The organism is Bacillus sp. SKDU12 (genome assembly GCF_010093085.1).
Classification (GTDB): domain Bacteria; phylum Bacillota; class Bacilli; order Bacillales; family Bacillaceae; genus Bacillus; species Bacillus mexicanus.
Genome location: NZ_MSRC01000008.1, coordinates 1 through 24,305, shown reverse-complemented (window position 1 = coordinate 24,305; position 24,305 = coordinate 1). Strand labels below are relative to the sequence as shown.

Genomic DNA, 24,305 nt, shown 5'->3' with positions numbered 1-24,305 from the left:
AAACCGTCATTGTATAAACGTATTTTGAACCTAGAGCAATTATAAGGAGGTTCACTGGAAAAGACAAGCTGACAAAACTGTATTTTCAGCCTGTTAATCCCTTTGATTATGGTTTTTTCAAGCCTACTAAACAGTCAAAAAGCGTACTTCCCATTCCATTATCAGAATTTGTATCATTTGTCAGTGCATTGACTGAACCTCCAAACGCTGCCCACATGCCTTCATCTATATTAACCGTCTTCGGATGAGCCTGCTTCAGCACTTTCACCCTGCCCATCAATCGCCCGCGATCATTAAAGATGACAACTTCGTCTCCATCCCGAAGATTCTGCTCCACCGCGATATCTGGGGAAATTTCGACTTGAATATGCTGAAGTTTTTCAATAAACGGCACATGCTGTGAATGATTGGACCGCTGCGGATGAATAGACAACAGCGTATAAGGGTACTTTTCAGCTAACTCTTCATTATGGAAAACAGATTCTTCGGGCACGTTTAATTGAAGTATACCGCTAAAATTTTTTCTCTCAGCCAACAACGAAGTAAATTCAAATTTTCCGCTTGGCGTCAAAAAACGATAATCATCCCACGGCACTTGCTTAACCGGAAGAGGGAGGTGGCCTTTTTCTTTCAATCGCTCAAGCGTCACACCCTCTGCCTCCAATGAAGAAAGCCCCATTTCCAAGAATTCTTCAGTGCTGTGTTCAAATAGCTCGCCAAATCCAAGGCGCTTTGCAAGCTCTGACCAGATCCAGCTGTCCGACTTCGCTTCACCCTGCGGCTCCACAAGCTTTTTTCCGTACTGAACGTAATGGTGATACATACTGGAATAGTAGATATCCTCTTCTTCAAAAACAGTGGCTGTCGGCAACACATAGTCACACAGCTTTGCCGTATCTGTCATGATGGAATCAATTGCCACAGTCATCGGCGCATTTTCAAATGCTTGTCTTACTTTATTTGTATTCGGCACCTGAGTCAGCGGGTTCCCACACGTTACGATAATCATCTCAATCGCCGGATCAGCCGCCGTCAGCACCTCTTCAGCCTGCGTCATCATAGAAAACGAACGTGATGCTGTTTTTAATTCCGGCAGTGTCAGCTTCGTTTTTGCAAAGCGCTCACCTATTTGGACGTTCCCGAAATTGGCGCCGCCGCCTTTTATCCCGACATTTCCGCTTGCAGCGACGAGCGCATCAATCCAGCGAATCGTTTCGCCACCGTTTTTATAGCGCTGCATGCCAAGGCCCATAAAAGTAGACACCGGGCCATCAGCATACACATCGGCCAGATACTCCAACTCCTCCATAGAAGTTTCTGTTTTTACAATAAACTCATCTAAGGAAACGTTATTCAAAAGCTCTTTCACATCATCAAAACCGACAGAATGCTCAGCAATAAACGACTCATTTGTTCTTCCTGTCTCTATCAGAACCTTCAAAATAGCTGCCGCAAGCCAGCCATCCATTCCCGGCTTTACAGAAACATAGCGGTCTGCAAGCTTGGCTGTCGGGTTGAAGATCGGATCAATCACCGTAATTGTGGATCCTTTTTTCTTCACCTGCTGCAAGTGGTGATATAAGTGCATATTCGTTCGGGATACATTTCTTCCCCACACAACAACATGTTTGCTGTTATAAATATCAAGCGGGCCGTGCCCGTACGAGCGGCCGAAATCCCAGCTTTGTGCCTCGATACCGGAACCCCAGCAAATGCTTCCGACGATTTCAGTTACGCCGCCGTATCCATTAAAAAAACGCTGATCTAGCGCTTTCAACAACCCGTTATTCGCATAATCATGGCTGTGCAAAACGGCAGTCGTCTCTGACGTTTCCTTGATCTCCCGAAGCTTATCGGCAATTTCATCAAGTGCCTGCTCCCAGGAAATCCGTACAAACTCGCCATGTTGTTTTTTCATCGGATAGCGAAGCCGCTCAGGTGAATTTGTTTTTGTCTCAAGCATTCTGCCGCGGCCGCAGATTTTGCCTTCTGTAATCGGATGGGTTGGATCGCCATCCACTTTTGTTACCTTCCCGTCTTCAACAGTCACCAAAAAGCCGCAGCTGTCCCAGCAATTCAGCGGACATGCTGACTGATGCACTTTGCTCATCGCCGTCTTCTCCTTACCTACTATATGAAAAAGCATGAGTGCAGGCCTTTCTACGAAGTAGGCTCCTCATGCTTGACAAGTACTTTTTTTAGTTTTCTTTCAAATTCTTTCCTCGGAATCATGACACTGTGAGAACATCCCTCACACTTAATTCGAATATCCATCCCCATGCGTATAATTTTCCAGCTGTTTGCTCCGCATGGATGTGATTTTTTCATTTCTACGATATCATTCAGGCCAAAGTCTTTATCCGCCAAGACCCTTCACCTCTTTTCATAAACTGCTGTATCTATTGTACAAAAAAACTGATCAGAAGAGCAATTAAGATATCCGAAAACAACATTAGCCTTTTATTTCCATTTACTCAAAATAGGATATAACAACAGACAAACTAATAAATATAAATTCAGCATTCCGTATATCGGATACAAAAACGCGATCAAATCAGAAAACCCAAAAGAAGTAAAAGGCACCATTAACGCCAGCAGGATCAGCACAATCATCCACCTCGGCATATGAACAAACGCCATCAGCCGGCTGGACAGCCCCAGCAACCCAGCTACTGTTGTCGTGTAAATCGCTAAGCACAGCACCGCCGTCATGCATAAAAAAAGAAGATAAGGCGCTCCCTCCAAAACGGCAAACAGCGGGATTTCAAACTGAGAAAGGGAGCCCGCCAGCTCCACTAACGATTCATTATAAACAAAGGAAATCACGCCAAATATAAGACCGCTTGCTACACTGGCTATTTTGGCTTCCCCCAGTCCTTTCATTTCTTTCCCTACGGAAGATAAAATCGCGACAACTGAAAGGATGTTTAAAGAGGTAAATGTGATGCTTGCAGGCCAGTTGTACTGCCGAGTCAAATCGATCGTCCACGTATGGTGATGGGTGCTTTGAAAGGAGATCAGCGCATACAGCAATCCCACGACTAAAACAGGTATTAAAAAACCGTTTACTGATAATATTCCTTTCACATCCCAGAAAAACAAACAAACTGTCACAATGCAAATCAACGCGATTCCCCACCAAAAAGGAAGCTTGTACATTTGCAGAGTCACACCGCCTCCGGCAATCATCACCATAGTCGTCGAAAACAAATAAAAAACGATGAGAACATCATACATTTTTGCCAGCCACGGTCCTACCAAATGCTCCAAAACCGGCAGAAAATGAGTGGATTGAACCTTAAAACTGATTTTCATCACAATATAAGACGAGATCATGAACATGATTGTAAACAGCACAATAGCAAGTCCGCTTTCAGCTCCAAAAAACTGCCATATCTCCTGACCGCTCGCATACCCGGCCCCGATCAGGCTTCCTAATATGAGCAGCATCCACTTCATTCCGGCTCTCCACAACATCATCACCTCATCGCACTGAGTTCAGCTTGTTTCCGTTACTATTACTATATAAATAACTGAAAGCAAACATGCCATATTTTCATAGACAATGGCCACAAGATGAAATTACCATACGAAATACTCATATAAAAGACTGGCAATGCAAGCAGCCCTGACAGATAAATATCGCCACAAAGAATTTCTCATTAGGTGAACCAGTATGAAAACATTGAGAGGAATTAGGATACATTCACACCTCATTGTGGACTAAAGCATGGTCGCATAATACTGACAACCACCCCCTCCTTTAAACAATAACCTCTGTCATACACAAAGCATAAAAGCTCCTGCTGCTGGATATACTGTAAACAACCTTACTTAACAATTCACATAGCAATTCTGTTACTACTATAACAAGGAAGTGAAACCTATGAATCGAAAAAGCGGGCTTTTTTCCTCTCAAGAACGAGTAAAGCAATATGTTTCACATACAGATACAGCTGCAGCAAAACAAATTCAAACCATTCTTTCTTCATCCTTACGAAAAGCTGCCGGCAAACCAATAATTGTGGTTTGTATCGGTACAGATCGTTCAACCGGAGATTCATTAGGCCCGCTTGTAGGAACGAAGCTCACACAAATGCCTCTCACCAGGTTCCATGTTTACGGAACCTTATCTGCTCCAGTTCATGCTGTAAACATGAAAGATAAAATCAATGACATTCATAAATTACATAAAAATCCATTTATTGTAGCAGTGGATGCATGTCTCGGACGCGTCAAAAGTGTAGGATCTTTTCAAATTGGAGACGGGCCATTAAAACCTGGGGCCGGTGTGCAAAAAGACCTTCCCGAAGTCGGAGACCTTCATATTAACGGAATTGTCAATGTGAGTGGTTTTATGGAATACTTTGTATTGCAAAATACAAGACTCAACTTGGTCATGAATATGGCAGATGTTCTTGCTGAAGGATTGAAATTAACAGATCGAACAGAGTGGAGGCAGGAACGCCTTACACCACTGCAAAGACTCACTAGACGAATATAAAACAAAAACCATCTTCGCTTGAAAGATGGTTTTTATGATTCTCGTTCAGACAAAAGTTCTAAAATCCGGTCAAGATCTTCGTTAGAGAAAAATTCGATTTCAATTTTGCCTTTTTTCTTTTGTCTTTTAATATTAACCGTTGTTCCAAAATAATTTTGGAGATAGGATTCCCGTTCTTTTAGAACCGCATCTTTTACAGGTTCTTTTTTCTTTGTTTCACGTGAAACATTCTGATTTAATTGCTGAATCAACTGCTCAAGCTGGCGAACATTAAGCTGCTCCGCAACCACTTTTTGTACAAGCGGTTCAAGCTTATTTTTGTTTTTCAAGCCAAGAAGCGTACGTCCATGCCCCATAGAAAGCGTACCTTCGGCAATAAGCTGCTGAATGTTTTCTGGCAGTGTCAGCAATCTTAAATGATTCGCAATATGCGGCCTGCTTTTCCCGAGACGTTTGGCAAGCTGTTCTTGCGTAAGGTCTAGGTGTTTTAGCAAAGAATCATAGGCCTGAGCCTCTTCAAGCGGTGATAAATCCTCACGCTGGAGGTTTTCCAATAGAGCAATTTCTCTCATTAATGCCTCTGACAATTCACGGACAATTGCCGGAACTGTCTCTAAACCCGCCAGCTTTGCCGCACGAAAACGCCTTTCCCCCGCAACAATATCATAGCCCTTTAAAGATTTTCTAACGATAAGAGGCTGAAGAATGCCATGCTGCAGCACAGATTCTTTTAGTTCAGCTAATGCCTCGTCATCAAAGTGTTTTCTTGGCTGATAAGGATTAGGGCGTAAATCGGCAACTTTAATTTCTTCAACTGTCTCTTCAGACAAATCGACCTGATTAAACAACGCATTAATCCCTTTCCCAAGGCCTTTAGCCATTCACAGCCACTTCCTTTGCTAAGTCTAAGTATACTTCCGCACCTCTTGACCGCGGATCGTATAAAATGATGGGTTTTCCGTGACTCGGTGCCTCACTCAGACGAACATTACGCGGAATAACCGTCTTGTATACTTTATCTCTAAAATATTTTTTAACCTCTTCAATGACTTGAATACCGAGATTTGTTCGGGCATCAAGCATTGTCAGCAATACACCTTCAATCATTAAATCAGTATTCAAATGCTTTTGCACAAGACGCACTGTATTTAATAGCTGACTGAGTCCCTCTAAGGCGTAATATTCGCACTGTACAGGAATGACAACGGAATCTGAGGCAGTAAGCGCGTTAATCGTCAGCAGCCCCAATGACGGCGGACAATCAATGATAATATAATCATAATTCTGCTTTACTGCTTCTAGCGCCCTCTTCAGTCTTACTTCTCTTGAAATCGTCGGTACCAGCTCGATCTCAGCTCCAGCAAGCTGAATCGTCGCAGGAATGACGTCCAAGTTCTCTACTGTCGTTGCTTTAATAATATCTATTACATCTGCATCATCTACTAAAATATCGTACACACACTGTTCTACATCGGCTTTTTCAATTCCTAATCCGCTTGTCGCGTTTCCCTGCGGATCAATATCTACCAGCAGAACCCTTTTCCCTATGTAAGCTAAGCATGCCCCAAGGTTAACAGACGTCGTTGTTTTGCCTACGCCGCCTTTTTGGTTCGTAATTGCTATGATTTTTCCCACGATGTCACCTACTTTCACATGAACATGTACTATCTTGATTCTATTCTATCAAAAAAAGGGTAAAGCGTTTCATTTTTTTCATCATTTTGTTTCGTTTTAGAGGGGAAATCACTAGAAATTGAACACCGTTCTATGCTTTCTCTTGAAAATTTTACAATTTTATTGTTTTTTTGAATGAAAAAAGGAATTTCTTAAAGAAAAAAGAAGAGTTACAGTGCAGAATGAACAGGATGGTGAAAATATGGTTTATAAAACAAAGAGAGATATACCCGTTACACTGATAGCTGTGTTCCTCATATTACTGATACAAGCAGATGCCATTGTTCCTTTTGTGCTGGGAAATATGAGGGTTTCAGGCTGGATCATTTTTATTCTGCTGACTCTTTTAAATGTGCTCATCACGTGGAGCTTTATTGATCTAAAATATACATTGAGAGAACATCATCTGATCATTAAAGCCGGACTGCTCGAGCAGCAGATTCCTTACGAAAAAATCGTCAAAGTGGTTCGAAAAAAGAAGCTGTTGTCAGGTTTTCGCCTAATCGGCTCTCGCCATGGCATCACGATATATTATCAGGGGGGTTTGGGACATGTAGTCATTTCTCCGCAAGATACTGAAGAATTTATCCACAAGCTCAATGAAAATAATGCTAATATAATATCATCGACAAAAAGTAAATAATTACCTTTTTATCATAAAAATAAAAGCCCCCCTGCTTTTCAGGAGAGCTTTTATTTTGGTATGCGAATCGTTAATTGAATAAATTCTTCAAATTCTTCTTCTTCTGTATTCAATTTTACACCGCTGTCTTCAACCATTGATAGTGACTGGCGAATTGTGTTCATTGCAATTCTTGTATCTCTGCTGAACGCTTTGCGTCTCGGCTTTGGCTTTTTCTGGCCCTGCTCCAGTATTTTCACCACGCGGTCTTCCGTCTGCTTTACATTTAAGCTTTTCTCAATAATTTCTGTGAGCAGTGTGACTTGGAGTTCAGGCTGTTTAAGCGGAATCAGCGCTCTGGCATGACGCTCAGTAATTTTCTTCTCCATAATCGCGTCTTGGACCGGCTGAGGCAACTTTAATAACCGCAGCTTATTCGCAATTGTGGACTGCCCTTTTCCTAAACGCTGTGCGAGTGCTTCCTGTGTTAAGTCATGCAATTCAAGAAGCCGAGCATAAGCATGCGCTTCTTCAATAGAAGACAGCTCTTCCCGCTGCAAATTTTCAATTAACGCCACAGAAGCGGTTTCTGTGTCGGAAAAATCCTTAATAATAGCGGGAATCTTTTCCCACTCAAGCGATTGTACCGCTCTCCAGCGTCTTTCACCGGCAATGAGTTCGTATTGGCCTTCTTCTTCTGTATGCCTGACAACAATCGGCTGAATAATGCCATGTGTATGAATGGTCATTGCTAACTCTTTAATTTTTTCATCTGAGAAAATGGTGCGTGGCTGAAAACGGTTGGGAACGATAGCATTTACCGGTATTTCCAGAATCTCTTCTTTGTTCGTCTCATGTTCAGCAATCTCCGGTTCCGGTTCCTTCTCACCAAGCCCGAATAAACGAGAGAATGAATGCTTCATGTACCTACACCACCTTTAAAAACTGCCATTTTTATAATTCTATTTTCTCATGGTTTTTCCTGCTGTACATCCATTAATTTTGCTGAAAATATGATGGCATTGTCATATCACGCTGTCTAAATTACTCCTCAATTGGCGATTTATTAGGAGTTCCCGGTTTTCTTGGATACTTCTTAGGTGTATTTTTGATCTTGCGTATCACCATCATATTACGATCGCTTTCTTCAATGGGCAGCTTAAAGGAATGGATATTCTCAAGTTCTCCTCCAAGCGTCGTAATCGCTTTTTTGCCGGCATTCAGCTCTTCTTCAGCTGAAGCGGCTTTTAAAGCAACAAATAAACCGTTTTTCTTCACCAGAGGCAGGCAAAGCTCGCTCAAAACAGATAGTCTTGCAACTGCTCGCGCCGTCACAATATCATAGCTTTCCCGTACGTCCTTCCTCTGTCCGAATGTTTCAGCTCTGTCATGGCAGAATGTCGTATTCTCCAATTGCAAAGCTTCAGACAATTTTTCTAAAAACGTAATCCGTTTGTTTAATGAATCCACGATTGTGACATGGAGATGCGGAAAACATATTTTGATCGGCAGACTCGGAAAACCCGCTCCCGCTCCAACATCACAAATCGTGTTCACTTGGTTGAAGTCGACATAAAAAGCGGCGGTAATGGAATCATAAAAATGTTTTAAGTATACTTCTTTTTTCTCTGTAATAGAAGTCAGATTAATTTTTTCGTTCCATTCAACCAACATATCGTAATACAGTTCAAATTGCTCCAGCTGACGGGGAGAAAGGGAGATCCCTTTTTCCGCCAAACCAGAAGTGAATTCTTCAATATTCATGCCGTCATCCTTTCTATTCGGCTATCTTCGCAATGCGTCCCTGCTCTAAATACACCAATAGAATTGAAATGTCCGCCGGGTTTACACCGGAAATGCGGGAAGCTTGGGCAACAGACAAAGGACGCACATTTTTTAGCTTTTGACGCGCCTCTGTTGCGATCCCTTTAATTGCGTCATAATCAATTCGATCCGGAATTTTTTTGTTTTCCATCTTTTTCAGTTTTTCCACTTGCTGAAGGGATTTTTCAATATATCCTTCATATTTCACTTGGATCTCTACTTGTTCTGCCACGTCTTGCGGAACCGGCACTTCTGACGGAGCCAATTTTGTGACGGTTTCATAATTCATTTCAGGACGTTTCATCAAGTCAGTGCCGCGAACTCCATCTTTCAATTCGCTTCCGCCAAGAGAACGGATATATTCTTGATTTTCCGGAGACGGCTTGATAATTACAGAATACAAACGTTTTTTCTCAGCTTCAATCGCCGCTTTTTTCTTCTCAAAAACGGTATAACGCTCATCAGAAATCAATCCAATGCGGTGTCCGATTTCTGTCAGACGCAAATCAGCATTGTCATGGCGAAGAAGCAATCTGTATTCCGCACGTGATGTCAAAAGGCGGTATGGTTCATTGGTTCCTTTTGTGACAAGGTCATCAATGAGAACGCCAATGTAGGCATCAGAACGGCTTAGAATGACTTCTTCTTTTCCAAGCGCTTTTCGTCCTGCATTGATTCCCGCCATAATTCCTTGTCCTGCAGCTTCTTCATAGCCGGATGTTCCGTTAATTTGGCCTGCAGTATAGAGATTTGTGATTTTTTTCGTTTCAAGTGTCGGCCACAGCTGTGTCGGTACAATCGCATCGTACTCGATCGCATAGCCCGCTCTCATCATTTGCACGTTTTCAAGACCTGGAATCGTTGCAAGCATTCTTTGCTGTACATCTTCCGGAAGACTTGTAGATAAACCTTGAACATAGACTTCCTGTGTATGTCTGCCTTCAGGCTCAAGAAAGATTTGATGACGCGGTTTATCGTTAAAACGGACAACTTTATCTTCAATAGACGGACAGTATCTTGGGCCCGTACCTTTGATCATACCGGAATACATTGGTGAGCGGTGCAGGTTGCTGTCAATAATCTCATGTGTCTCAGGGCTTGTATATGTCAGCCAGCAAGGAAGCTGATCTGTAATATATTCCACTGTTTCATATGAGAAAGCGCGAGGCACTTCGTCACCAGGCTGGATTTCCGTTTTACTGTAGTCAATCGTGTCGCTTTTGACGCGAGGCGGCGTACCTGTTTTAAAACGAACAAGGTCAAAACCAAGCTCCTCCAAATGCTCAGAAAGCTTAATAGAAGGCTGCTGGTTGTTCGGACCGCTTGAGTAAGACAGATCACCAAGAATGATTCGTCCTCTTAAATATGTTCCAGTCGTCATAACAACTGCTTGCGCACGATAATGCGCGCCGGTTTGTGTCACCACACCGCGGCATTCGCCGTCTTCAACGATCAGCCGCTCTACAATTCCTTGCAGCAATGTTAAATTTGGTTCTTTTTCAAGTGTATTTTTCATTTCGTGCTGGTATTGGAATTTGTCTGCTTGCGCACGCAAAGCACGAACCGCAGGACCTTTTCCAGTATTCAGCATTCTCATTTGAATGTGCGTTTTATCGATGTTTCTGCCCATTTCTCCGCCAAGCGCGTCAATTTCGCGGACGACAATCCCTTTTGCGGGACCGCCGACAGACGGATTACATGGCATAAATGCAACCATATCTAAGTTGATGGTCAAGACAAGCGTTTTGGCGCCTTGGCGTGCTGATGCGAGGGCAGCCTCAACACCGGCATGCCCGGCGCCAATCACAATCACATCGTATTGGCCTGCTTCATACCCCATGATTCTAACTCCTCCTTTAATTATTTTCCTAAACAGAACTGTGAAAAGAGCTGATCAATTAAGCTTTCATGGACTGAATCTCCGATGATTTCACCCAAAAGCTCCCAGCATCTTGTAAGGTCGATTTGCACCATGTCGATCGGGACATCTTGTTCAATGCCGCTAAGTGCATCTTCAATGGCACGTTGGGCTTGCTGTAAAATAGAGATATGACGTGTGTTGCTGACATAAGTCATATCTCCGCTCTCAATGGCACCCGTGTAGAACAGCGATTGAATCGCTTCTTCCAGATCATTGATACCTTCCTCTTTTAATAGAGATGTCGTGACAACAGGGCGTCCGTTAGCAAGCTCACGAACACGTTCACTGTCAATCTTCACCTCAAGGTCAGTCTTATTCATAATTATGATAACGTCCATGCCCTCTACGGCTTCAAAAAGCTTCACGTCTTCTTCAGAAAGCTCTTCACTAGAATTAAGCACAAGTAAAATCAGATCCGCTTCCTTTAGAACCTGGCGAGAACGTTCAACACCGATTCGTTCAACAATATCCTCTGTTTCACGAATACCTGCTGTATCAACCAGACGGAGCGGAACACCCCGTACATTTACGTATTCCTCAATGACATCCCGAGTCGTTCCCGGAATATCCGTTACAATAGCTTTTGCCTCATGTACAAGGCTGTTCAGAAGAGATGATTTTCCCACATTCGGCCGGCCGATAATGACAGTAGAAAGACCCTCACGCAAAATTTTTCCTTGCTCAGAAGTCCTCAGCAGCGCTTCAATTTCTTTTTTCACGGCAGTTGCCTTTTCAACCAAAAGCTGATGCGTCATTTCTTCTACATCGTCATACTCCGGATAATCAATATTCACCTCAACATGAGCCAGTGTTTCTAAAATCTCACCGCGTAACCGGCGCACCAATGCAGAAAGACGCCCTTCCATCTGATTCATGGCGACGTTCATTGCCCGGTCCGTTTTGGCTCTGATCAAGTCCATCACCGCTTCCGCCTGTGAAAGATCGATTCGTCCGTTTAAAAATGCGCGCTTCGTAAATTCACCCGGCTCTGCCAGTCTCGCTCCCTCTCTTAAAGCGAGCTGAAGCACTTGGTTCACGGTTACAATTCCCCCGTGACAGTTAATTTCGATGACATCTTCACGTGTAAAGGTTCTCGGTGCTTTTAACACTGATACCATTACTTCCTCAACGACACGATCCGAAAGTCTGTCTACGATATGACCATAATGAATCGTATGTGATTCGACCGAGCCAAGTGTTTTCTCCTTCGGTCCTTTATAAATTTTATCTGCGATTTGAATGGCTTCTGGACCGCTCAACCGTACAATCGCAATCGCACCTTCTCCCATCGGTGTGGAAATTGCTGCAATTGTATCCATGCTGTTCACCTCTCTTTACTTAATCTTTCATCTATATAAAAAAATTTTATTATGCCAAAACTAAAAGATAACATAGTTTGGTTCGAAGTGGAAGATGTGTTATCCACAGAATAGGGAATTCGCCTCCTATTACTTTAACTTATCCACATGTGAATAACAATTAATTTTATTTCCTGACTTTCCTTTTTATCAACAGGATACACTTTAAAAGAAAAAAACATAACGACCAAAAGCTTGATATTACTAGGCAAAATAGTATTTTTTCAAACAAAAAAACCGAAATCCGCTTTTTACCGGACTTCGGTTTTATGCTATCTTTTATGGGAAATAACGAGATGACGATTTTCACCTTCACCCATTGAATATGTTTTGATCTCGTGATTCGCATATCCAGAAAGAGTATCATGAATGATTTTTCTTTCACTGGACGGCATCGGTTCAAGATGAACTGCTTTTTTCGTTTTTAGAACCTGATCTGCAAGCCTGATGGCCAGCTGACTCAGTGTATCTTTTCTTTTTAGCCGATAGTTTTCTGCATCTACTATGACATTTTTATATTGGCCTGGATAACGGTTAAGGGCAAGCTGTGTCAACGTTTCAAGGGCATTTAAGGTTTGTCCTCTTTTCCCAATCAACAATGCCGCTTTTTCACCTGTTATATGAAAACTCACTGTCTTCCTGCTTTCTTGAACAGTCACATCAGACTTTCCGGCAATCGCTTCGGCAATCGTTTGAAGATAAGACTTCGCTTGCTGAATCGGATCAATCTTTTCAACTAGCTTTACGACCGCAGGCTTTTTTCCGAAAATACCGAGAAATCCTTTGTTTCCCTCTTCAATAACGGTAATTTCCACCTTATCCTTCGTTAATTCCAGCTCTTTCAGTCCGGACTGTACTGCTTCATCGACATTTCGCCCTGCAGCAGTCACATTCCTCACTTTTTCTTTCCTCCGTCTTTTTGCGGCTCAGAATTTTTTTTCAAATCTGGTCCTTTAATGAGGAAAGTCTGTGCAATCATAAATAAGTTGCCGACTACCCAATAAAGAGAAAGTGCCGCCGGGAAGTTGACCGCAAATACGATAATCATGATTGGCATAATCCAAAGCATCATTGCCATTTGCGGATTTTGCTGCGCATTGCCCGCCATCATCAGTTTCTGCTGAACAAATGTAGCGACACCTGCAACGATAGGAAGGATATAGTAAGGGTCTTTTTCTCCTAAGTCAAACCATAAGAAACTATGCTCCGAGATCGCCTGTGTTCTCATGATCGCATGATAAAATCCAATTAAAATCGGCATCTGGATTAAAATCGGGAAACAACCCGCCAGTGGATTCACGCCATGCTTTTGGAATAAAGCCATTGTTTCCTGCTGTAACTTTTGCTGTGTTTTTTGGTCCTTTGAGCTGTATTTTTCTTTAAGCTTTTGCATTTCCGGCTGTAAAGCCTGCATCGCTTTCGAACTTCTCAGCTGCTTAATCATCAGCGGTAAAATTAATAAACGAATTAAAATGGTAACAAGAATAATTGAAAGTCCATAGTTATCTCCCGTCAATTTCGCTACATACGTAATGAGCTCAGACAATGGATATACTACGTACTTGTCCCAAAAATGCGAACTATCTGCAGTGATCGGCTCTTTCACACTTGAGCATCCAGCCAAAAGCATGAATACGCCAACCATACTTAATAGCAACCCTATTCTCCTTTTCAACAACATTTCCTCCTATAATTATCTTTACATTCTTTAAGTGCAAAGCATACTTGTATGTATTTTAGCATCTTTCAGTTTTAAATGGTGTCTTTTTCTAATCAACCAGAAAGGAAGCGCTTTTAAAAGTTGTAAGAAAGCAATGGCAAATGCCTACTTTGACGAAGATTTCTTATATAAAGAAGACTTTCTGAATAGATGCTGCAGGCTTTTTTTCGTTTCCTCAAATGTCAGCTGGCTCGCTGGTTTTCTGGCAATAATGATGTAATCCTTTTCCTTCAGTCTCTCTTTCTCTTCAAGAAAAGCCTGCCGAATCAAACGTTTGACCCGATTTCGCATCACAGCGTTACCTATTTTTTTGCTGACGGAAAGCCCGACGCGCAGCTCATCGTTTTCAGGCTGATCAAGCGTATATAAGACAAACTGGCGGTTCGCTACTGATACCCCGTGCTTAAACACTTTTTGAAAATCTTCATTTTTCTTTAAACGATTTCGCTTCTTCAAATGACTCACTCCGATACTGGCTGGCAGAAACTTATAAAATTTATTATGAAAATGAGATGCGTCTGAACCAGGGAGCATCCTCTGGTCCATCCCGCATCACACTTCTTTTCCCATAATGTGAAAAAAGACCACTGACATTATTCAGTGGCCTAAGCTGATAATACTTTTCTGCCTTTACGGCGACGGCGTGCTAAAACTAGACGACCGTTTTTTGAACTCATACGGCTTCTGAAGCCATGAACTTTACTGCGTTTACGGTTATTCGGTTGGAATGTTCTTTTCATTTATGACACCTCCCTCGAGGAATAGCTGTTAAAGACAGTCTTACTTATTATATTTGTGCTACCTATTCATTGTCAACTTCACTATTGCTTTTATTTCCTGCAACCATAATAGGATACCACACCTTTTCAACTTTCGAAACCTTATTTTTCAGATTCCGTAATTTATCGAAAAAAATCGAACAATTTGCCTCTTACATCACGAATGTGGATATCTTTTTTGCCTTTTTTCAATATCCACAAAGGTTATCGACAACATTTTCACATTACCAACCCCTGTGGACAATATTTTTTCAACAGGTTGTCTGCTTTGTGGATAAGATTGCAACAACCATTGCATGCTCTCGTTTATTTTGGTATTATATTTGTGTTTTAACTCTTGATTACTAATCTCACCTTTCCTCTTTATCCACAAACTGTGGATAAGTTGTGGATTGATTTCTCACAGCTTGTGTAGAATGTTGTCCACAAGTTGTGAATTTTGTCGAAAAGCTATTTATCTACTATATTATATGTTTTCAACATTTAATGTGTACGAATGGCAGCGCCATTTGCTCTTTTTTTGTGTTCTACAACAGAGAAAGAAACAATTTGATATGAAAAGGAGGGACATGCCGAAAGATGGAAAATATATTAGACCTGTGGAACCAAGCCCTTGCTCAAATTGAAAAAAAATTGAGCAAACCGAGTTTTGAGACTTGGATGAAATCAACCAAGGCGCACTCACTGCAGGGAGACACGTTGACAATCACGGCTCCTAATGAATTCGCCAGAGACTGGCTGGAGTCCAGATACTTGCATCTGATTGCAGATACTATATATGAATTAACCGGGGAAGAATTGAGCATTAAGTTTGTCATTCCCCAAAATCAAGATGTTGAAGACTTTATGCCAAAACCGCAAGTGAAGAAAAAGGCCAAAGAAGATACATCTGATTTTCCTCAAAATATGCTCAATCCAAAATATACTTTTGATACTTTTGTCATCGGATCTGGAAACCGATTTGCACACGCTGCTTCCCTCGCAGTTGCGGAAGCTCCCGCGAAAGCATACAACCCTTTATTTATCTATGGGGGCGTCGGCCTAGGGAAAACACACTTAATGCATGCGATCGGCCATTATGTTATAGATCATAATCCTTCTGCCAAAGTGGTTTATCTGTCTTCTGAAAAATTTACAAACGAATTCATCAACTCTATCCGGGATAATAAAGCCGTAGATTTCCGCAATCGCTATCGGAATGTTGATGTGCTTTTGATAGATGATATTCAATTTTTAGCCGGGAAAGAACAGACTCAGGAAGAATTTTTCCATACATTTAACACATTGCACGAAGAAAGCAAACAAATCGTCATTTCAAGTGACCGGCCGCCAAAAGAAATTCCGACACTTGAAGACAGATTGCGTTCGCGCTTTGAATGGGGCCTGATTACTGATATCACGCCGCCTGACTTAGAAACGAGAATTGCAATTTTAAGAAAAAAAGCCAAAGCGGAGGGCCTCGATATTCCGAACGAGGTCATGCTTTATATTGCGAATCAAATCGACAGCAATATTCGGGAACTTGAAGGAGCATTAATCAGAGTTGTTGCTTATTCATCTTTAATTAATAAAGATATTAATGCTGATCTGGCCGCTGAGGCGCTGAAAGATATTATTCCTTCTTCCAAACCAAAAGTCATTACGATAAAAGAAATTCAGAGGGTAGTAGGCCAGCAATTTAATATTAAACTCGAGGATTTCAAAGCGAAAAAGCGGACAAAATCAGTGGCTTTCCCGCGTCAAATCGCCATGTACTTATCGAGGGAAATGACTGATTCCTCTCTTCCGAAAATCGGAGAAGAGTTTGGAGGCCGTGACCATACAACCGTTATTCATGCACATGAAAAAATTTCAAAACTGCTGGCAGATGATGAACAGCTTCAGCAGCATGTAAAAGAAATTAAAGAACAGCTCAAATAGAAGGGCCCAGGATGAATCGGGGAAAGTGTGAATAACTTTTCATCAGTCATGCACAGTCTGTCCACATGTGGATAGGCTGTGTTTCCTGTCTTTTTCACAACTTATCCACAAATCCACAAGCCCTACTATTACTTCTACTATTTTTTATAAATAAAATATATATTAATACATTATCCGTTAGGAGGATAAAAATGAAATTCACGATTCAAAAAGATCGTCTTGTTGAAAGTGTCCAAGATGTATTAAAAGCAGTTTCGTCTAGAACGACGATTCCCATTCTGACTGGTATTAAAATCGTTGCATCAGATGATGGCGTATCCTTTACAGGAAGCGATTCCGATATTTCTATTGAATCCTTTATCCCGAAAGAAGAAGAAGATAAGGAAATTGTCACAATAGAACAGCCGGGAAGCATCGTTTTACAAGCCCGCTTCTTTAGTGAGATTGTCAAAAAACTGCCGATGGCAACTGTAGAAATCGAAGTCCAAAATCAATATTTAACGATTATTCGTTCAGGAAAAGCTGAATTTAATCTAAACGGGCTTGATGCTGATGAATATCCGCATTTGCCACAGATCGAGGAGCATCATGCGATTCAAATTCCAACTGATTTGTTGAAAAATCTAATCAGACAAACAGTATTCGCGGTGTCCACCTCAGAAACACGCCCTATCTTGACAGGTGTAAACTGGAAAGTGGAGAAAAGTGAATTATTATGCACTGCGACGGATAGCCACCGTCTTGCTTTGAGAAAAGCGAAGCTTGATATTTCAGAAGACAGATCTTATAACGTTGTGATTCCGGGAAAAAGCTTAACTGAGCTCAGCAAAATTTTGGACGACAACCAAGAACTTGTAGATATCGTTATCACAGAAACCCAAGTTCTGTTTAAAGCGAAAAACGTTTTATTCTTCTCGCGGCTTCTGGACGGAAATTATCCGGATACCACCAGCCTGATTCCGCAAGAAAGCAAAACAGAAATGATTGTGAACACAAAAGATTTCCTTCAGGCGATTGATCGCGCATCTCTTTTAGCGAGAGAGGGACGCAACAACGTGGTGAAGCTGTCTGCAAAACCAGCTGAATCCATAGAAATTTCTTCCAACTCACCTGAGATCGGGAAAGTTGTGGAAGCGATTGTTGCAGATCGAATTGAAGGTGAGGAATTAAATATCTCGTTTAGTCCAAAATATATGCTGGATGCACTAAAGGTGCTTGAAGGAGCAGAAATACGCGTAAGCTTTACTGGTGCAATGAGACCTTTCCTAATTCGCACGCCGAATGATGAAACGATTGTACAGCTTATCCTTCCTGTCAGAACCTATTAATCCGACACATTGCTGCCGATCCTTTCGGCAGCTTTTCTATTCAGTATCTGCTCCGACAAGTTTTCCCTTTCCCTAATTCGTTTTTTTTTAGTACAATTAGATATTAGTGATATTTGAAAGAGGTCGATATAATGGCAAATCCGATTTCAATTGATACAGAGATGATTACACTCGGACAATTTTTAAAATTAGCCGATGTGATTCAATCAGGCGGTATGGCAAAGTGGTTTTTAAGCGAGCATGAAGTGCTTGTGAACGACGAACCGGACAACCGCCGCGGCAGAAAGCTTTATGTTGGCGATGTGGTAGAGATTGAAGGATTTGGTTCATTTCAAGTCGTTAATTAAAGCGGGTGACACTGATTGTATATCCAGAACTTAGAACTGACATCTTACCGCAACTACGACCATGCCGAACTTCAATTTGAAAATAAAGTAAATGTGATCATCGGAGAAAACGCCCAGGGGAAAACAAACCTCATGGAAGCGATCTATGTCTTGTCCATGGCAAAATCGCACAGGACGTCAAATGACAAAGAACTTATACGATGGGACAAAGACTATGCTAAAATAGAGGGAAGAGTGATGAAGCAAAACGGGGCGATCCCGATGCAGCTCGTCATCTCCAAAAAGGGTAAAAAGGGCAAGGTCAATCATATTGAGCAGCAAAAACTCAGCCGGTATGTCGGGGCCCTCAACACCATCATGTTCGCGCCGGAAGATTTAAATCTTGTAAAGGGAAGCCCTCAAGTGAGAAGGCGGTTTCTTGACATGGAAATCGGACAGGTTTCTCCTGTTTACCTCCACGATCTGTCTCTTTATCAGAAAATCCTTTCCCAGCGAAATCATTTTTTGAAGCAGCTGCAAACAAGAAAACAAACTGACAGAACGATGCTTGATGTTTTGACCGATCAGCTTATAGAAGCTGCGGCAAAAGTCGTCGTAAAGCGACTGCGGTTTACAGCCCAGCTCGAAAAATGGGCGCAGCCTATTCATGCGGGCATCTCAAGAGGACTTGAAGAGCTAACCCTGAAATACCATACGACTCTTGAGGTATCAGATCCCGAAGACTTGTCGAAAATAGGAGATAGCTATCAAGAAGCGTTTTCTAAATTAAGAGAAAAAGAAATTGAGCGCGGTGTTACGCTGTCAGGGCCTCATCGTGACGATGTCCTTTTTTATGTGAACGGACGCGATGTGCAAACGTATGGTTCTCAAGGACAGCAGCGAACGACAGCATTATCTCTTAAGCTGGCAGAGATTGACCTAATCCATGAAGAAATCGGAGAATATCCCATTTTACTATTGGATGATGTACTGAGTGAGCTGGATGATTATCGCCAGTCGCACTTGCTTCATACGATCCAAGGCCGTGTACAAACGTTTGTCACCACGACAAGCGTTGATGGCATTGACCATGAAACCTTACGGCAAGCAGGAATGTTTCGTGTGCAAGACGGTGCGTTAGTGAAGTGAAGAAATGAGGTGGGCAATTGTATATTCATTTAGGTGATGACTTTGTGGTTTCAACACGAGATATTGTTGGCATTTTTGATTTCAAAGCCAACATGTCGCCTATTGTTGAAGAATTTCTGAAAAAACAGAAACACAAGACGGTGCCTTCCGTAAACGGCACACCAAAATCTATCGTAGTCACAGTTCAGAATATATATTACTCTCCATTATCTTCCAGTACATTAAAAAAGCGTGCGCAGTTTATGTTTGAAATAGATTCTTAGAAATTTTTATCGCGAATATATCGTTTAGAAAAGTGTAGGTGAATGACGTGGCTATGGAACAGCAGCAAAATAGTTATGATGAAAATCAGATACAGGTACTAGAGGGATTGGAAGCTGTCCGTAAAAGACCGGGGATGTATATCGGTTCAACAAACAGCAAAGGCCTTCACCATTTAGTATGGGAAATTGTCGACAATAGTATTGACGAAGCCTTGGCCGGTTATTGCACGGATATCAATATCGAGATTGAAAAAGACAACAGTATCACGGTGATCGATAATGGTCGCGGTATTCCAGTCGGGATTCATGAAAAAATGGGTCGTCCTGCGGTAGAAGTCATTATGACGGTGCTTCATGCCGGAGGGAAATTTGACGGAAGCGGTTATAAAGTATCCGGGGGATTGCATGGTGTAGGTGCGTCAGTCGTAAACGCGCTTTCAACCGAGCTTGTTGTGACGGTGCATCGTGACGGTAAAATCCACCGCCAAACTTATAAACGCGGAGTTCCGGTTTCAGATCTTGAAATCATTGGCGAAACGGATCATACAGGAACGACGACACATTTCGTCCCAGATCCTGAAATTTTCTCAGAAACGACTGAGTATGATTATGATCTGCTTGCTAACCGCGTTCGTGAATTAGCCTTTTTGACGAAAGGCGTGAACATCACGATTGAAGATAAACGTGAAGGGCAAGAGCGCAAACATGAGTACCATTACGAAGGCGGAATTAAAAGTTATGTAGAGTTTTTAAACCGTTCTAAAGAAGTTGTCCATGAAGAACCGATTTACATCGAAGGTGAGAAGGACGGCATTACGGTTGAAGTGGCTTTGCAATACAATGACAGCTACACAAGCAACATTTACTCTTTTACAAACAACATTAACACGTATGAAGGCGGTACCCACGAAGCGGGTTTTAAAACGGGGCTGACTCGTGTTATCAACGATTACGCACGAAAAAAAGGGCTTATTAAAGAAAATGATCCAAACTTAAGCGGGGATGACGTAAGAGAAGGATTAACTGCAATTATTTCAATCAAACACCCTGATCCGCAGTTTGAAGGCCAAACGAAAACGAAACTAGGTAACTCAGAGGCACGGACAATTACTGATACGTTATTTTCTGCAGCAATGGAAACATTTATGCTTGAAAATCCAGATGCGGCCAGAAAAATTGTCGATAAAGGTTTAATGGCGGCAAGAGCAAGAATGGCTGCAAAAAAAGCCCGTGAATTAACACGCCGCAAAAGTGCGTTGGAAATTTCAAACCTGCCTGGTAAGTTAGCGGACTGCTCTTCAAAAGACCCGAGCATCTCCGAGTTGTATATCGTAGAGGGTGACTCTGCCGGAGGATCTGCTAAACAGGGGCGTGACAGACATTTCCAAGCCATTTTGCCGCTTAGAGGTAAGATCCTGAACGTTGAAAAAGCGAGACTGGATAAAATTCTTTCCAACAATGAAGTTCGTTCTATGATCACAGCGCTCGGTACAGGTATCGGGGAAGATTTCAATCTGGAAAAAGCCCGTTACCACAAAGTTGTCATTATGACAGATGCCGATGTTGACGGCGCGCACATCAGAACACTGCTATTAACGTTCTTTTACAGATATATGCGCCAAATTATAGAAAATGGCTACGTATACATTGCGCAGCCGCCGCTCTACAAGGTTCAACAAGGGAAACGCGTTGAATATGCATACAATGACAAGGAGCTGGAAGACTTGTTAAATACTCTTCCGCAAACGCCTAAGCCTGGCTTGCAGCGTTACAAAGGACTTGGAGAAATGAATGCCGTCCAGCTATGGGAGACAACCATGGATCCAAGCACGAGAACGCTTCTTCAGGTCACGCTTGAAGATGCAATGGATGCGGATGAGACATTTGAAATGCTGATGGGAGACAAAGTAGAGCCTCGCCGAAACTTCATAGAAGCCAATGCGAGATACGTTAAAAATCTTGACATCTAATTATAAAAAGCCTTATTTCCATTATGAAATAAGGCTTTTTTCTAAAAAAGATCAGACGCAGTAATGCTTGCAACACCTATATATTCTAGCAATTTTATGTGTATAATCATGAGTTTATTGATATAATGGAGAATAGTGAAATCGTATAGAAGGTCATAATGGACAATCTACTCCCACATATTTCATGTGATACTTCAGGGAGGTTTTTTAATGAGTGAACAAAACACACCACAAGTTCGTGAAATAAATATCAGCCAAGAAATGCGTACATCCTTCTTGGATTATGCAATGAGCGTTATTGTATCTCGTGCTCTTCCAGATGTTCGTGACGGTTTAAAACCGGTTCATAGACGGATTTTATACGCAATGAATGATTTAGGCATGACGAGTGACAAGCCTTATAAAAAATCCGCGCGTATCGTCGGAGAAGTTATCGGTAAATATCACCCGCATGGTGATTCAGCGGTATATGAATCTATGGTCAGAATGGCGCAGGATTTCAACTACCGCTATATGCTCGTTGACGGTCACGGAAACTTCGGTTCTGTTGACGGAGACTCAGCGGCTGCTATGCGTTATACAGAAGCAAGAATGTCTAAAATCTCGATGGAAATTCTTCGAGATATCACAAAAGACACAATCGATTATCAAGACAACTATGACGGGTCAGAAAGAGAACCGGTTGTTATGCCTTCAAGGTTCCCGAATCTGCTTGTAAATGGTGCTGCCGGTATTGCGGTAGGTATGGCGACAAACATCCCTCCGCACCAGCTTGGTGAAATCATTGATGGCGTACTTGCGGTCAGTGAGAATCCAGACATTACAATCCAGGAGCTGATGGAAGTCATTCCAGGGCCTGACTTCCCGACTGCGGGTCAAATCTTGGGACGCAGCGGTATCCGGAAAGCATATGAATCTGGCCGAGGCTCAATTACGATCAGAGCAAAAGCTGAGATCGAACAAACATCTTCAGGTAAAGAAAGAATTATCGTTACCGAGCTCCCTTACCAAGTAAATAAGGCAAAATTAATCGAGAAAATTGCTGATCTTGTTAGAGACAAGAAGATAGAAGGCATCACAGATCTTCGCGATGAGTCAGATCGTACAGGTATGAGAATTGTCATTGAAATCAGACGCGATGCTAATGCAAATGTTATTCTAAACAACCTTTACAAACAAACTGCATTACAAACATCTTTTGGTATCAACTTGCTTGCACTTGTTGACGGTCAGCCGAAGGTATTGAATTTAAAGCAATGTCTGGAGTATTATCTTGACCACCAAAAAGTCGTAATCAGACGCCGTACTGCATATGAATTGCGTAAAGCGGAAGCGAGAGCCCATATCCTGGAAGGTTTGAGAGTAGCTCTGGATCATCTCGATGCAGTTATTTCTCTTATCCGTAATTCTCAAACGGCTGAAATTGCGAGAACAGGTTTAATTGAGCAATTCTCATTGACAGAGAAGCAAGCGCAGGCAATCCTCGATATGAGACTGCAGCGTTTAACAGGACTGGAACGTGAAAAGATTGAAGAAGAATACCAATCTCTAGTCGAATTAATTGCAGAGCTAAAAGACATTTTGGCAAATGAATATAAAGTGCTTGAAATCATCCGTGAAGAACTTACTGAAATCAAAGAGCGTTTCAATGATGAAAGACGTACGGAGATCGTTACTTCTGGATTAGAGACAATCGAAGATGAAGATCTTATCGAAAGAGAGAACATCGTCGTCACTCTGACACACAATGGATACATCAAACGTCTCCCTGCATCAACTTACCGCAGTCAAAAACGAGGCGGAAAAGGCGTACAGGGAATGGGGACTAATGAAGATGATTTTGTTGAGCACTTAGTCTCTACGTCAACACATGACACGATACTCTTCTTCTCGAACAAAGGGAAAGTATACCGTGCAAAAGGGTATGAAATCCCTGAATACGGCAGAACAGCAAAGGGAATTCCGATTATTAACCTGCTGGAGGTAGAAAAGGGTGAATGGATTAACGCGATTATTCCAGTCACTGAATTCAATGCAGATCTTTACCTTTTCTTCACAACAAAGCATGGGATTTCAAAACGAACTTCACTTGCTCAGTTTGCTAATATCCGAAATAACGGCTTAATCGCCCTAGGCCTTCGTGAGGATGATGAATTGATGGGTGTACGTCTGACCGACGGCACAAAACAAATGATCATCGGAACGAAAAATGGGTTGCTGATCCGTTTCCTTGAAACTGATGTCAGGGAAATGGGAAGAACTGCAGCAGGTGTAAAAGGCATTACCCTGACTGATGATGACGTTGTTGTCGGGATGGAGATATTAGAAGAAGACTCACATGTCCTGATCGTAACTGAAAAAGGTTATGGAAAACGAACTCCAGCTGAAGAGTACAGAACCCAAAGCCGTGGCGGAAAAGGACTCAAAACAGCAAAAATCACAGAGAACAACGGCCAATTAGTAACAGTCAAGGCTACTAAAGGTGAAGAGGATCTAATGATTATTACTGCCAGCGGCGTACTCATTAGAATGGACATTAATGACATCTCAACCACCGGACGTGTCACTCAAGGTGTACGCCTTATCAGAATGGCGGAAGAAGAGCATGTTGCAACAGTAGCATTAGTAGAGAAAAATGAAGAAGATGAGCAGGAAGAAACACAAGAAGAAGTGTAAGAGAAAGCACAGCTGAAATAGCTGTGCTTTTTTTCTATTATAGTCCTTTACAGTCATAAAAATTATGGTATAATCATTTCTGTTGTCTTTTGAAAGACATAATTACAGCTAGTAAAACTTTTTCAAAAAAGTGTTGACCTAGTTAACTAAAAATGTTACTATTAAGTAGTCGCTTCGAGAGAAGCACACAAAGTTCTTTGAAAACTAAACAAGACAAAACGTACCTGTTAATTCAGTTTTAAACAAATCGTACAGTGATGTGCGTAGTCAG

At 41.9% G+C, this 24,305-nt stretch carries 22 protein-coding genes; 9 read left to right on the top strand and 13 right to left on the bottom strand.

Features of this window, described 5'->3' with window-relative positions:
- Window positions 1–106: 106 nt before the first annotated feature.
- The 3 genes from BTW01_RS09985 to BTW01_RS09975 all read right to left on the bottom strand — a co-directional run bounded on the left by BTW01_RS09985 (window position 107) and on the right by BTW01_RS09975 (window position 3,477).
- Entirely contained in the window at window positions 107–2,110 is a 2,004-nt protein-coding gene (locus BTW01_RS09985) for a molybdopterin-dependent oxidoreductase (protein WP_162102844.1), read from the bottom strand.
- Between the two features lie 50 nt (window positions 2,111–2,160).
- Window positions 2,161–2,367 carry a DUF951 domain-containing protein gene (locus tag BTW01_RS09980; RefSeq protein ID WP_162102843.1) on the bottom strand — a complete coding sequence of 69 codons (207 nt, stop codon included), beginning with the start codon at window positions 2,365–2,367 and terminating at the stop codon, window positions 2,161–2,163.
- A gap of 93 nt (window positions 2,368–2,460) precedes the next feature.
- Window positions 2,461–3,477 carry a hypothetical protein gene (locus BTW01_RS09975; protein ID WP_162102842.1) on the bottom strand — a complete coding sequence of 339 codons (1,017 nt, stop codon included), beginning with the start codon at window positions 3,475–3,477 and terminating at the stop codon, window positions 2,461–2,463.
- A gap of 409 nt (window positions 3,478–3,886) precedes the next feature.
- Between BTW01_RS09975 and yyaC the strand changes: the two genes are divergently transcribed.
- Complete coding sequence (gene yyaC / locus BTW01_RS09970) at window positions 3,887–4,504, top strand: spore protease YyaC (RefSeq protein ID WP_162102841.1); 618 nt, start codon at window positions 3,887–3,889, stop codon at window positions 4,502–4,504.
- A gap of 32 nt (window positions 4,505–4,536) precedes the next feature.
- Here yyaC and spo0J read toward each other — a convergent pair whose 3' ends face one another.
- On the bottom strand, window positions 4,537–5,385 hold the full coding sequence (gene spo0J, locus BTW01_RS09965; RefSeq protein WP_162102840.1) for a stage 0 sporulation protein Spo0J: 849 nt from the start codon (window positions 5,383–5,385) through the stop codon (window positions 4,537–4,539).
- Window positions 5,378–6,139, bottom strand: coding sequence for a sporulation initiation inhibitor protein Soj (gene soj, locus BTW01_RS09960; RefSeq protein WP_162102839.1), 762 nt, complete (start codon window positions 6,137–6,139; stop codon window positions 5,378–5,380). The genes spo0J and soj overlap by 8 nt, the downstream gene beginning before the upstream one ends.
- Before the next feature lie 241 nt (window positions 6,140–6,380).
- Here soj and BTW01_RS09955 point away from each other — a divergent pair, with 241 nt between their 5' ends.
- The gene (locus BTW01_RS09955; protein ID WP_162102838.1) at window positions 6,381–6,821 is read left to right on the top strand and encodes a PH domain-containing protein; all 441 of its coding nucleotides are present in this window, start codon (window positions 6,381–6,383) and stop codon (window positions 6,819–6,821) included.
- Between the two features lie 50 nt (window positions 6,822–6,871).
- Here BTW01_RS09955 and noc read toward each other — a convergent pair whose 3' ends face one another.
- The 8 genes from noc to rpmH form a co-directional block, all read right to left on the bottom strand.
- Window positions 6,872–7,723 carry a nucleoid occlusion protein gene (gene noc, locus BTW01_RS09950; RefSeq protein WP_162102837.1) on the bottom strand — a complete coding sequence of 284 codons (852 nt, stop codon included), beginning with the start codon at window positions 7,721–7,723 and terminating at the stop codon, window positions 6,872–6,874.
- A 121-nt stretch (window positions 7,724–7,844) separates the two neighbouring features.
- Window positions 7,845–8,564 carry a 16S rRNA (guanine(527)-N(7))-methyltransferase RsmG gene (rsmG, locus tag BTW01_RS09945; protein WP_162102836.1) on the bottom strand — a complete coding sequence of 240 codons (720 nt, stop codon included), beginning with the start codon at window positions 8,562–8,564 and terminating at the stop codon, window positions 7,845–7,847.
- A gap of 13 nt (window positions 8,565–8,577) precedes the next feature.
- Window positions 8,578–10,464 carry a tRNA uridine-5-carboxymethylaminomethyl(34) synthesis enzyme MnmG gene (gene mnmG, locus BTW01_RS09940; protein ID WP_162102835.1) on the bottom strand — a complete coding sequence of 629 codons (1,887 nt, stop codon included), beginning with the start codon at window positions 10,462–10,464 and terminating at the stop codon, window positions 8,578–8,580.
- Window positions 10,465–10,484: 20 nt separating this feature from the next.
- Window positions 10,485–11,864, bottom strand: coding sequence for a tRNA uridine-5-carboxymethylaminomethyl(34) synthesis GTPase MnmE (mnmE, locus tag BTW01_RS09935; RefSeq protein WP_162102834.1), 1,380 nt, complete (start codon window positions 11,862–11,864; stop codon window positions 10,485–10,487).
- A 311-nt stretch (window positions 11,865–12,175) separates the two neighbouring features.
- Entirely contained in the window at window positions 12,176–12,802 is a 627-nt protein-coding gene (gene jag / locus BTW01_RS09930; protein ID WP_162102833.1) for an RNA-binding cell elongation regulator Jag/EloR, read from the bottom strand.
- Complete coding sequence (gene spoIIIJ, locus BTW01_RS09925; protein ID WP_162102832.1) at window positions 12,799–13,584, bottom strand: YidC family membrane integrase SpoIIIJ; 786 nt, start codon at window positions 13,582–13,584, stop codon at window positions 12,799–12,801. Before spoIIIJ ends, jag begins: the two co-directional genes overlap by 4 nt.
- 144 nt (window positions 13,585–13,728) lie before the next feature.
- The gene (gene rnpA, locus BTW01_RS09920) at window positions 13,729–14,079 is read right to left on the bottom strand and encodes a ribonuclease P protein component (protein ID WP_162102831.1); all 351 of its coding nucleotides are present in this window, start codon (window positions 14,077–14,079) and stop codon (window positions 13,729–13,731) included.
- 149 nt (window positions 14,080–14,228) lie between these two features.
- Window positions 14,229–14,363 carry a 50S ribosomal protein L34 gene (gene rpmH, locus BTW01_RS09915; protein WP_003178075.1) on the bottom strand — a complete coding sequence of 45 codons (135 nt, stop codon included), beginning with the start codon at window positions 14,361–14,363 and terminating at the stop codon, window positions 14,229–14,231.
- A gap of 618 nt (window positions 14,364–14,981) precedes the next feature.
- On the opposite strand from rpmH, the gene dnaA reads away from it, so the two are divergent.
- From dnaA to gyrA, 7 genes are all read left to right on the top strand, one after another.
- Complete coding sequence (dnaA, locus tag BTW01_RS09910) at window positions 14,982–16,322, top strand: chromosomal replication initiator protein DnaA (RefSeq protein ID WP_162102830.1); 1,341 nt, start codon at window positions 14,982–14,984, stop codon at window positions 16,320–16,322.
- Between the two features lie 191 nt (window positions 16,323–16,513).
- On the top strand, window positions 16,514–17,650 hold the full coding sequence (gene dnaN / locus BTW01_RS09905; RefSeq protein ID WP_162102829.1) for a DNA polymerase III subunit beta: 1,137 nt from the start codon (window positions 16,514–16,516) through the stop codon (window positions 17,648–17,650).
- 131 nt (window positions 17,651–17,781) lie between these two features.
- On the top strand, window positions 17,782–17,997 hold the full coding sequence (gene rlbA / locus BTW01_RS09900; protein ID WP_003226810.1) for a ribosome maturation protein RlbA: 216 nt from the start codon (window positions 17,782–17,784) through the stop codon (window positions 17,995–17,997).
- 15 nt (window positions 17,998–18,012) lie between these two features.
- Window positions 18,013–19,125 carry a DNA replication/repair protein RecF gene (recF, locus tag BTW01_RS09895; protein ID WP_162102828.1) on the top strand — a complete coding sequence of 371 codons (1,113 nt, stop codon included), beginning with the start codon at window positions 18,013–18,015 and terminating at the stop codon, window positions 19,123–19,125.
- A gap of 17 nt (window positions 19,126–19,142) precedes the next feature.
- Complete coding sequence (remB, locus tag BTW01_RS09890) at window positions 19,143–19,388, top strand: extracellular matrix regulator RemB (protein ID WP_162102827.1); 246 nt, start codon at window positions 19,143–19,145, stop codon at window positions 19,386–19,388.
- Window positions 19,389–19,441: 53 nt separating this feature from the next.
- Window positions 19,442–21,358: a DNA topoisomerase (ATP-hydrolyzing) subunit B gene (gene gyrB, locus BTW01_RS09885; protein ID WP_162102886.1), complete on the top strand. Its 1,917-nt coding sequence runs from the start codon at window positions 19,442–19,444 to the stop codon at window positions 21,356–21,358.
- Between the two features lie 210 nt (window positions 21,359–21,568).
- Window positions 21,569–24,034: a DNA topoisomerase (ATP-hydrolyzing) subunit A gene (gene gyrA, locus BTW01_RS09880; RefSeq protein WP_162102826.1), complete on the top strand. Its 2,466-nt coding sequence runs from the start codon at window positions 21,569–21,571 to the stop codon at window positions 24,032–24,034.
- The last annotated feature ends 271 nt before the right edge of the window (window positions 24,035–24,305 follow it).

Excerpts from the sequence above, each read along its gene's own strand:
- BTW01_RS09985 (WP_162102844.1), bottom strand. The coding sequence starts at position 2,110 with ATGAGCAAAGTGCATCAGTCAGCATGTCCGCTGAATTGCTGGGACAGC.
- BTW01_RS09975 (WP_162102842.1), bottom strand. The coding sequence starts at position 3,477 with ATGTTGTGGAGAGCCGGAATGAAGTGGATGCTGCTCATATTAGGAAGC.
- yyaC (WP_162102841.1), top strand. The coding sequence starts at position 3,887 with ATGAATCGAAAAAGCGGGCTTTTTTCCTCTCAAGAACGAGTAAAGCAA.
- spo0J (WP_162102840.1), bottom strand. The coding sequence starts at position 5,385 with ATGGCTAAAGGCCTTGGGAAAGGGATTAATGCGTTGTTTAATCAGGTC.
- BTW01_RS09955 (WP_162102838.1), top strand. The coding sequence starts at position 6,381 with ATGGTTTATAAAACAAAGAGAGATATACCCGTTACACTGATAGCTGTG.
- noc (WP_162102837.1), bottom strand. The coding sequence starts at position 7,723 with ATGAAGCATTCATTCTCTCGTTTATTCGGGCTTGGTGAGAAGGAACCG.
- rsmG (WP_162102836.1), bottom strand. The coding sequence starts at position 8,564 with ATGAATATTGAAGAATTCACTTCTGGTTTGGCGGAAAAAGGGATCTCC.
- mnmG (WP_162102835.1), bottom strand. The coding sequence starts at position 10,464 with ATGGGGTATGAAGCAGGCCAATACGATGTGATTGTGATTGGCGCCGGG.
- mnmE (WP_162102834.1), bottom strand. The coding sequence starts at position 11,864 with ATGGATACAATTGCAGCAATTTCCACACCGATGGGAGAAGGTGCGATT.
- spoIIIJ (WP_162102832.1), bottom strand. The coding sequence starts at position 13,584 with ATGTTGTTGAAAAGGAGAATAGGGTTGCTATTAAGTATGGTTGGCGTA.
- rpmH (WP_003178075.1), bottom strand. The coding sequence starts at position 14,363 with ATGAAAAGAACATTCCAACCGAATAACCGTAAACGCAGTAAAGTTCAT.
- dnaA (WP_162102830.1), top strand. The coding sequence starts at position 14,982 with ATGGAAAATATATTAGACCTGTGGAACCAAGCCCTTGCTCAAATTGAA.
- dnaN (WP_162102829.1), top strand. The coding sequence starts at position 16,514 with ATGAAATTCACGATTCAAAAAGATCGTCTTGTTGAAAGTGTCCAAGAT.
- rlbA (WP_003226810.1), top strand. The coding sequence starts at position 17,782 with ATGGCAAATCCGATTTCAATTGATACAGAGATGATTACACTCGGACAA.
- gyrB (WP_162102886.1), top strand. The coding sequence starts at position 19,442 with ATGGAACAGCAGCAAAATAGTTATGATGAAAATCAGATACAGGTACTA.
- gyrA (WP_162102826.1), top strand. The coding sequence starts at position 21,569 with ATGAGTGAACAAAACACACCACAAGTTCGTGAAATAAATATCAGCCAA.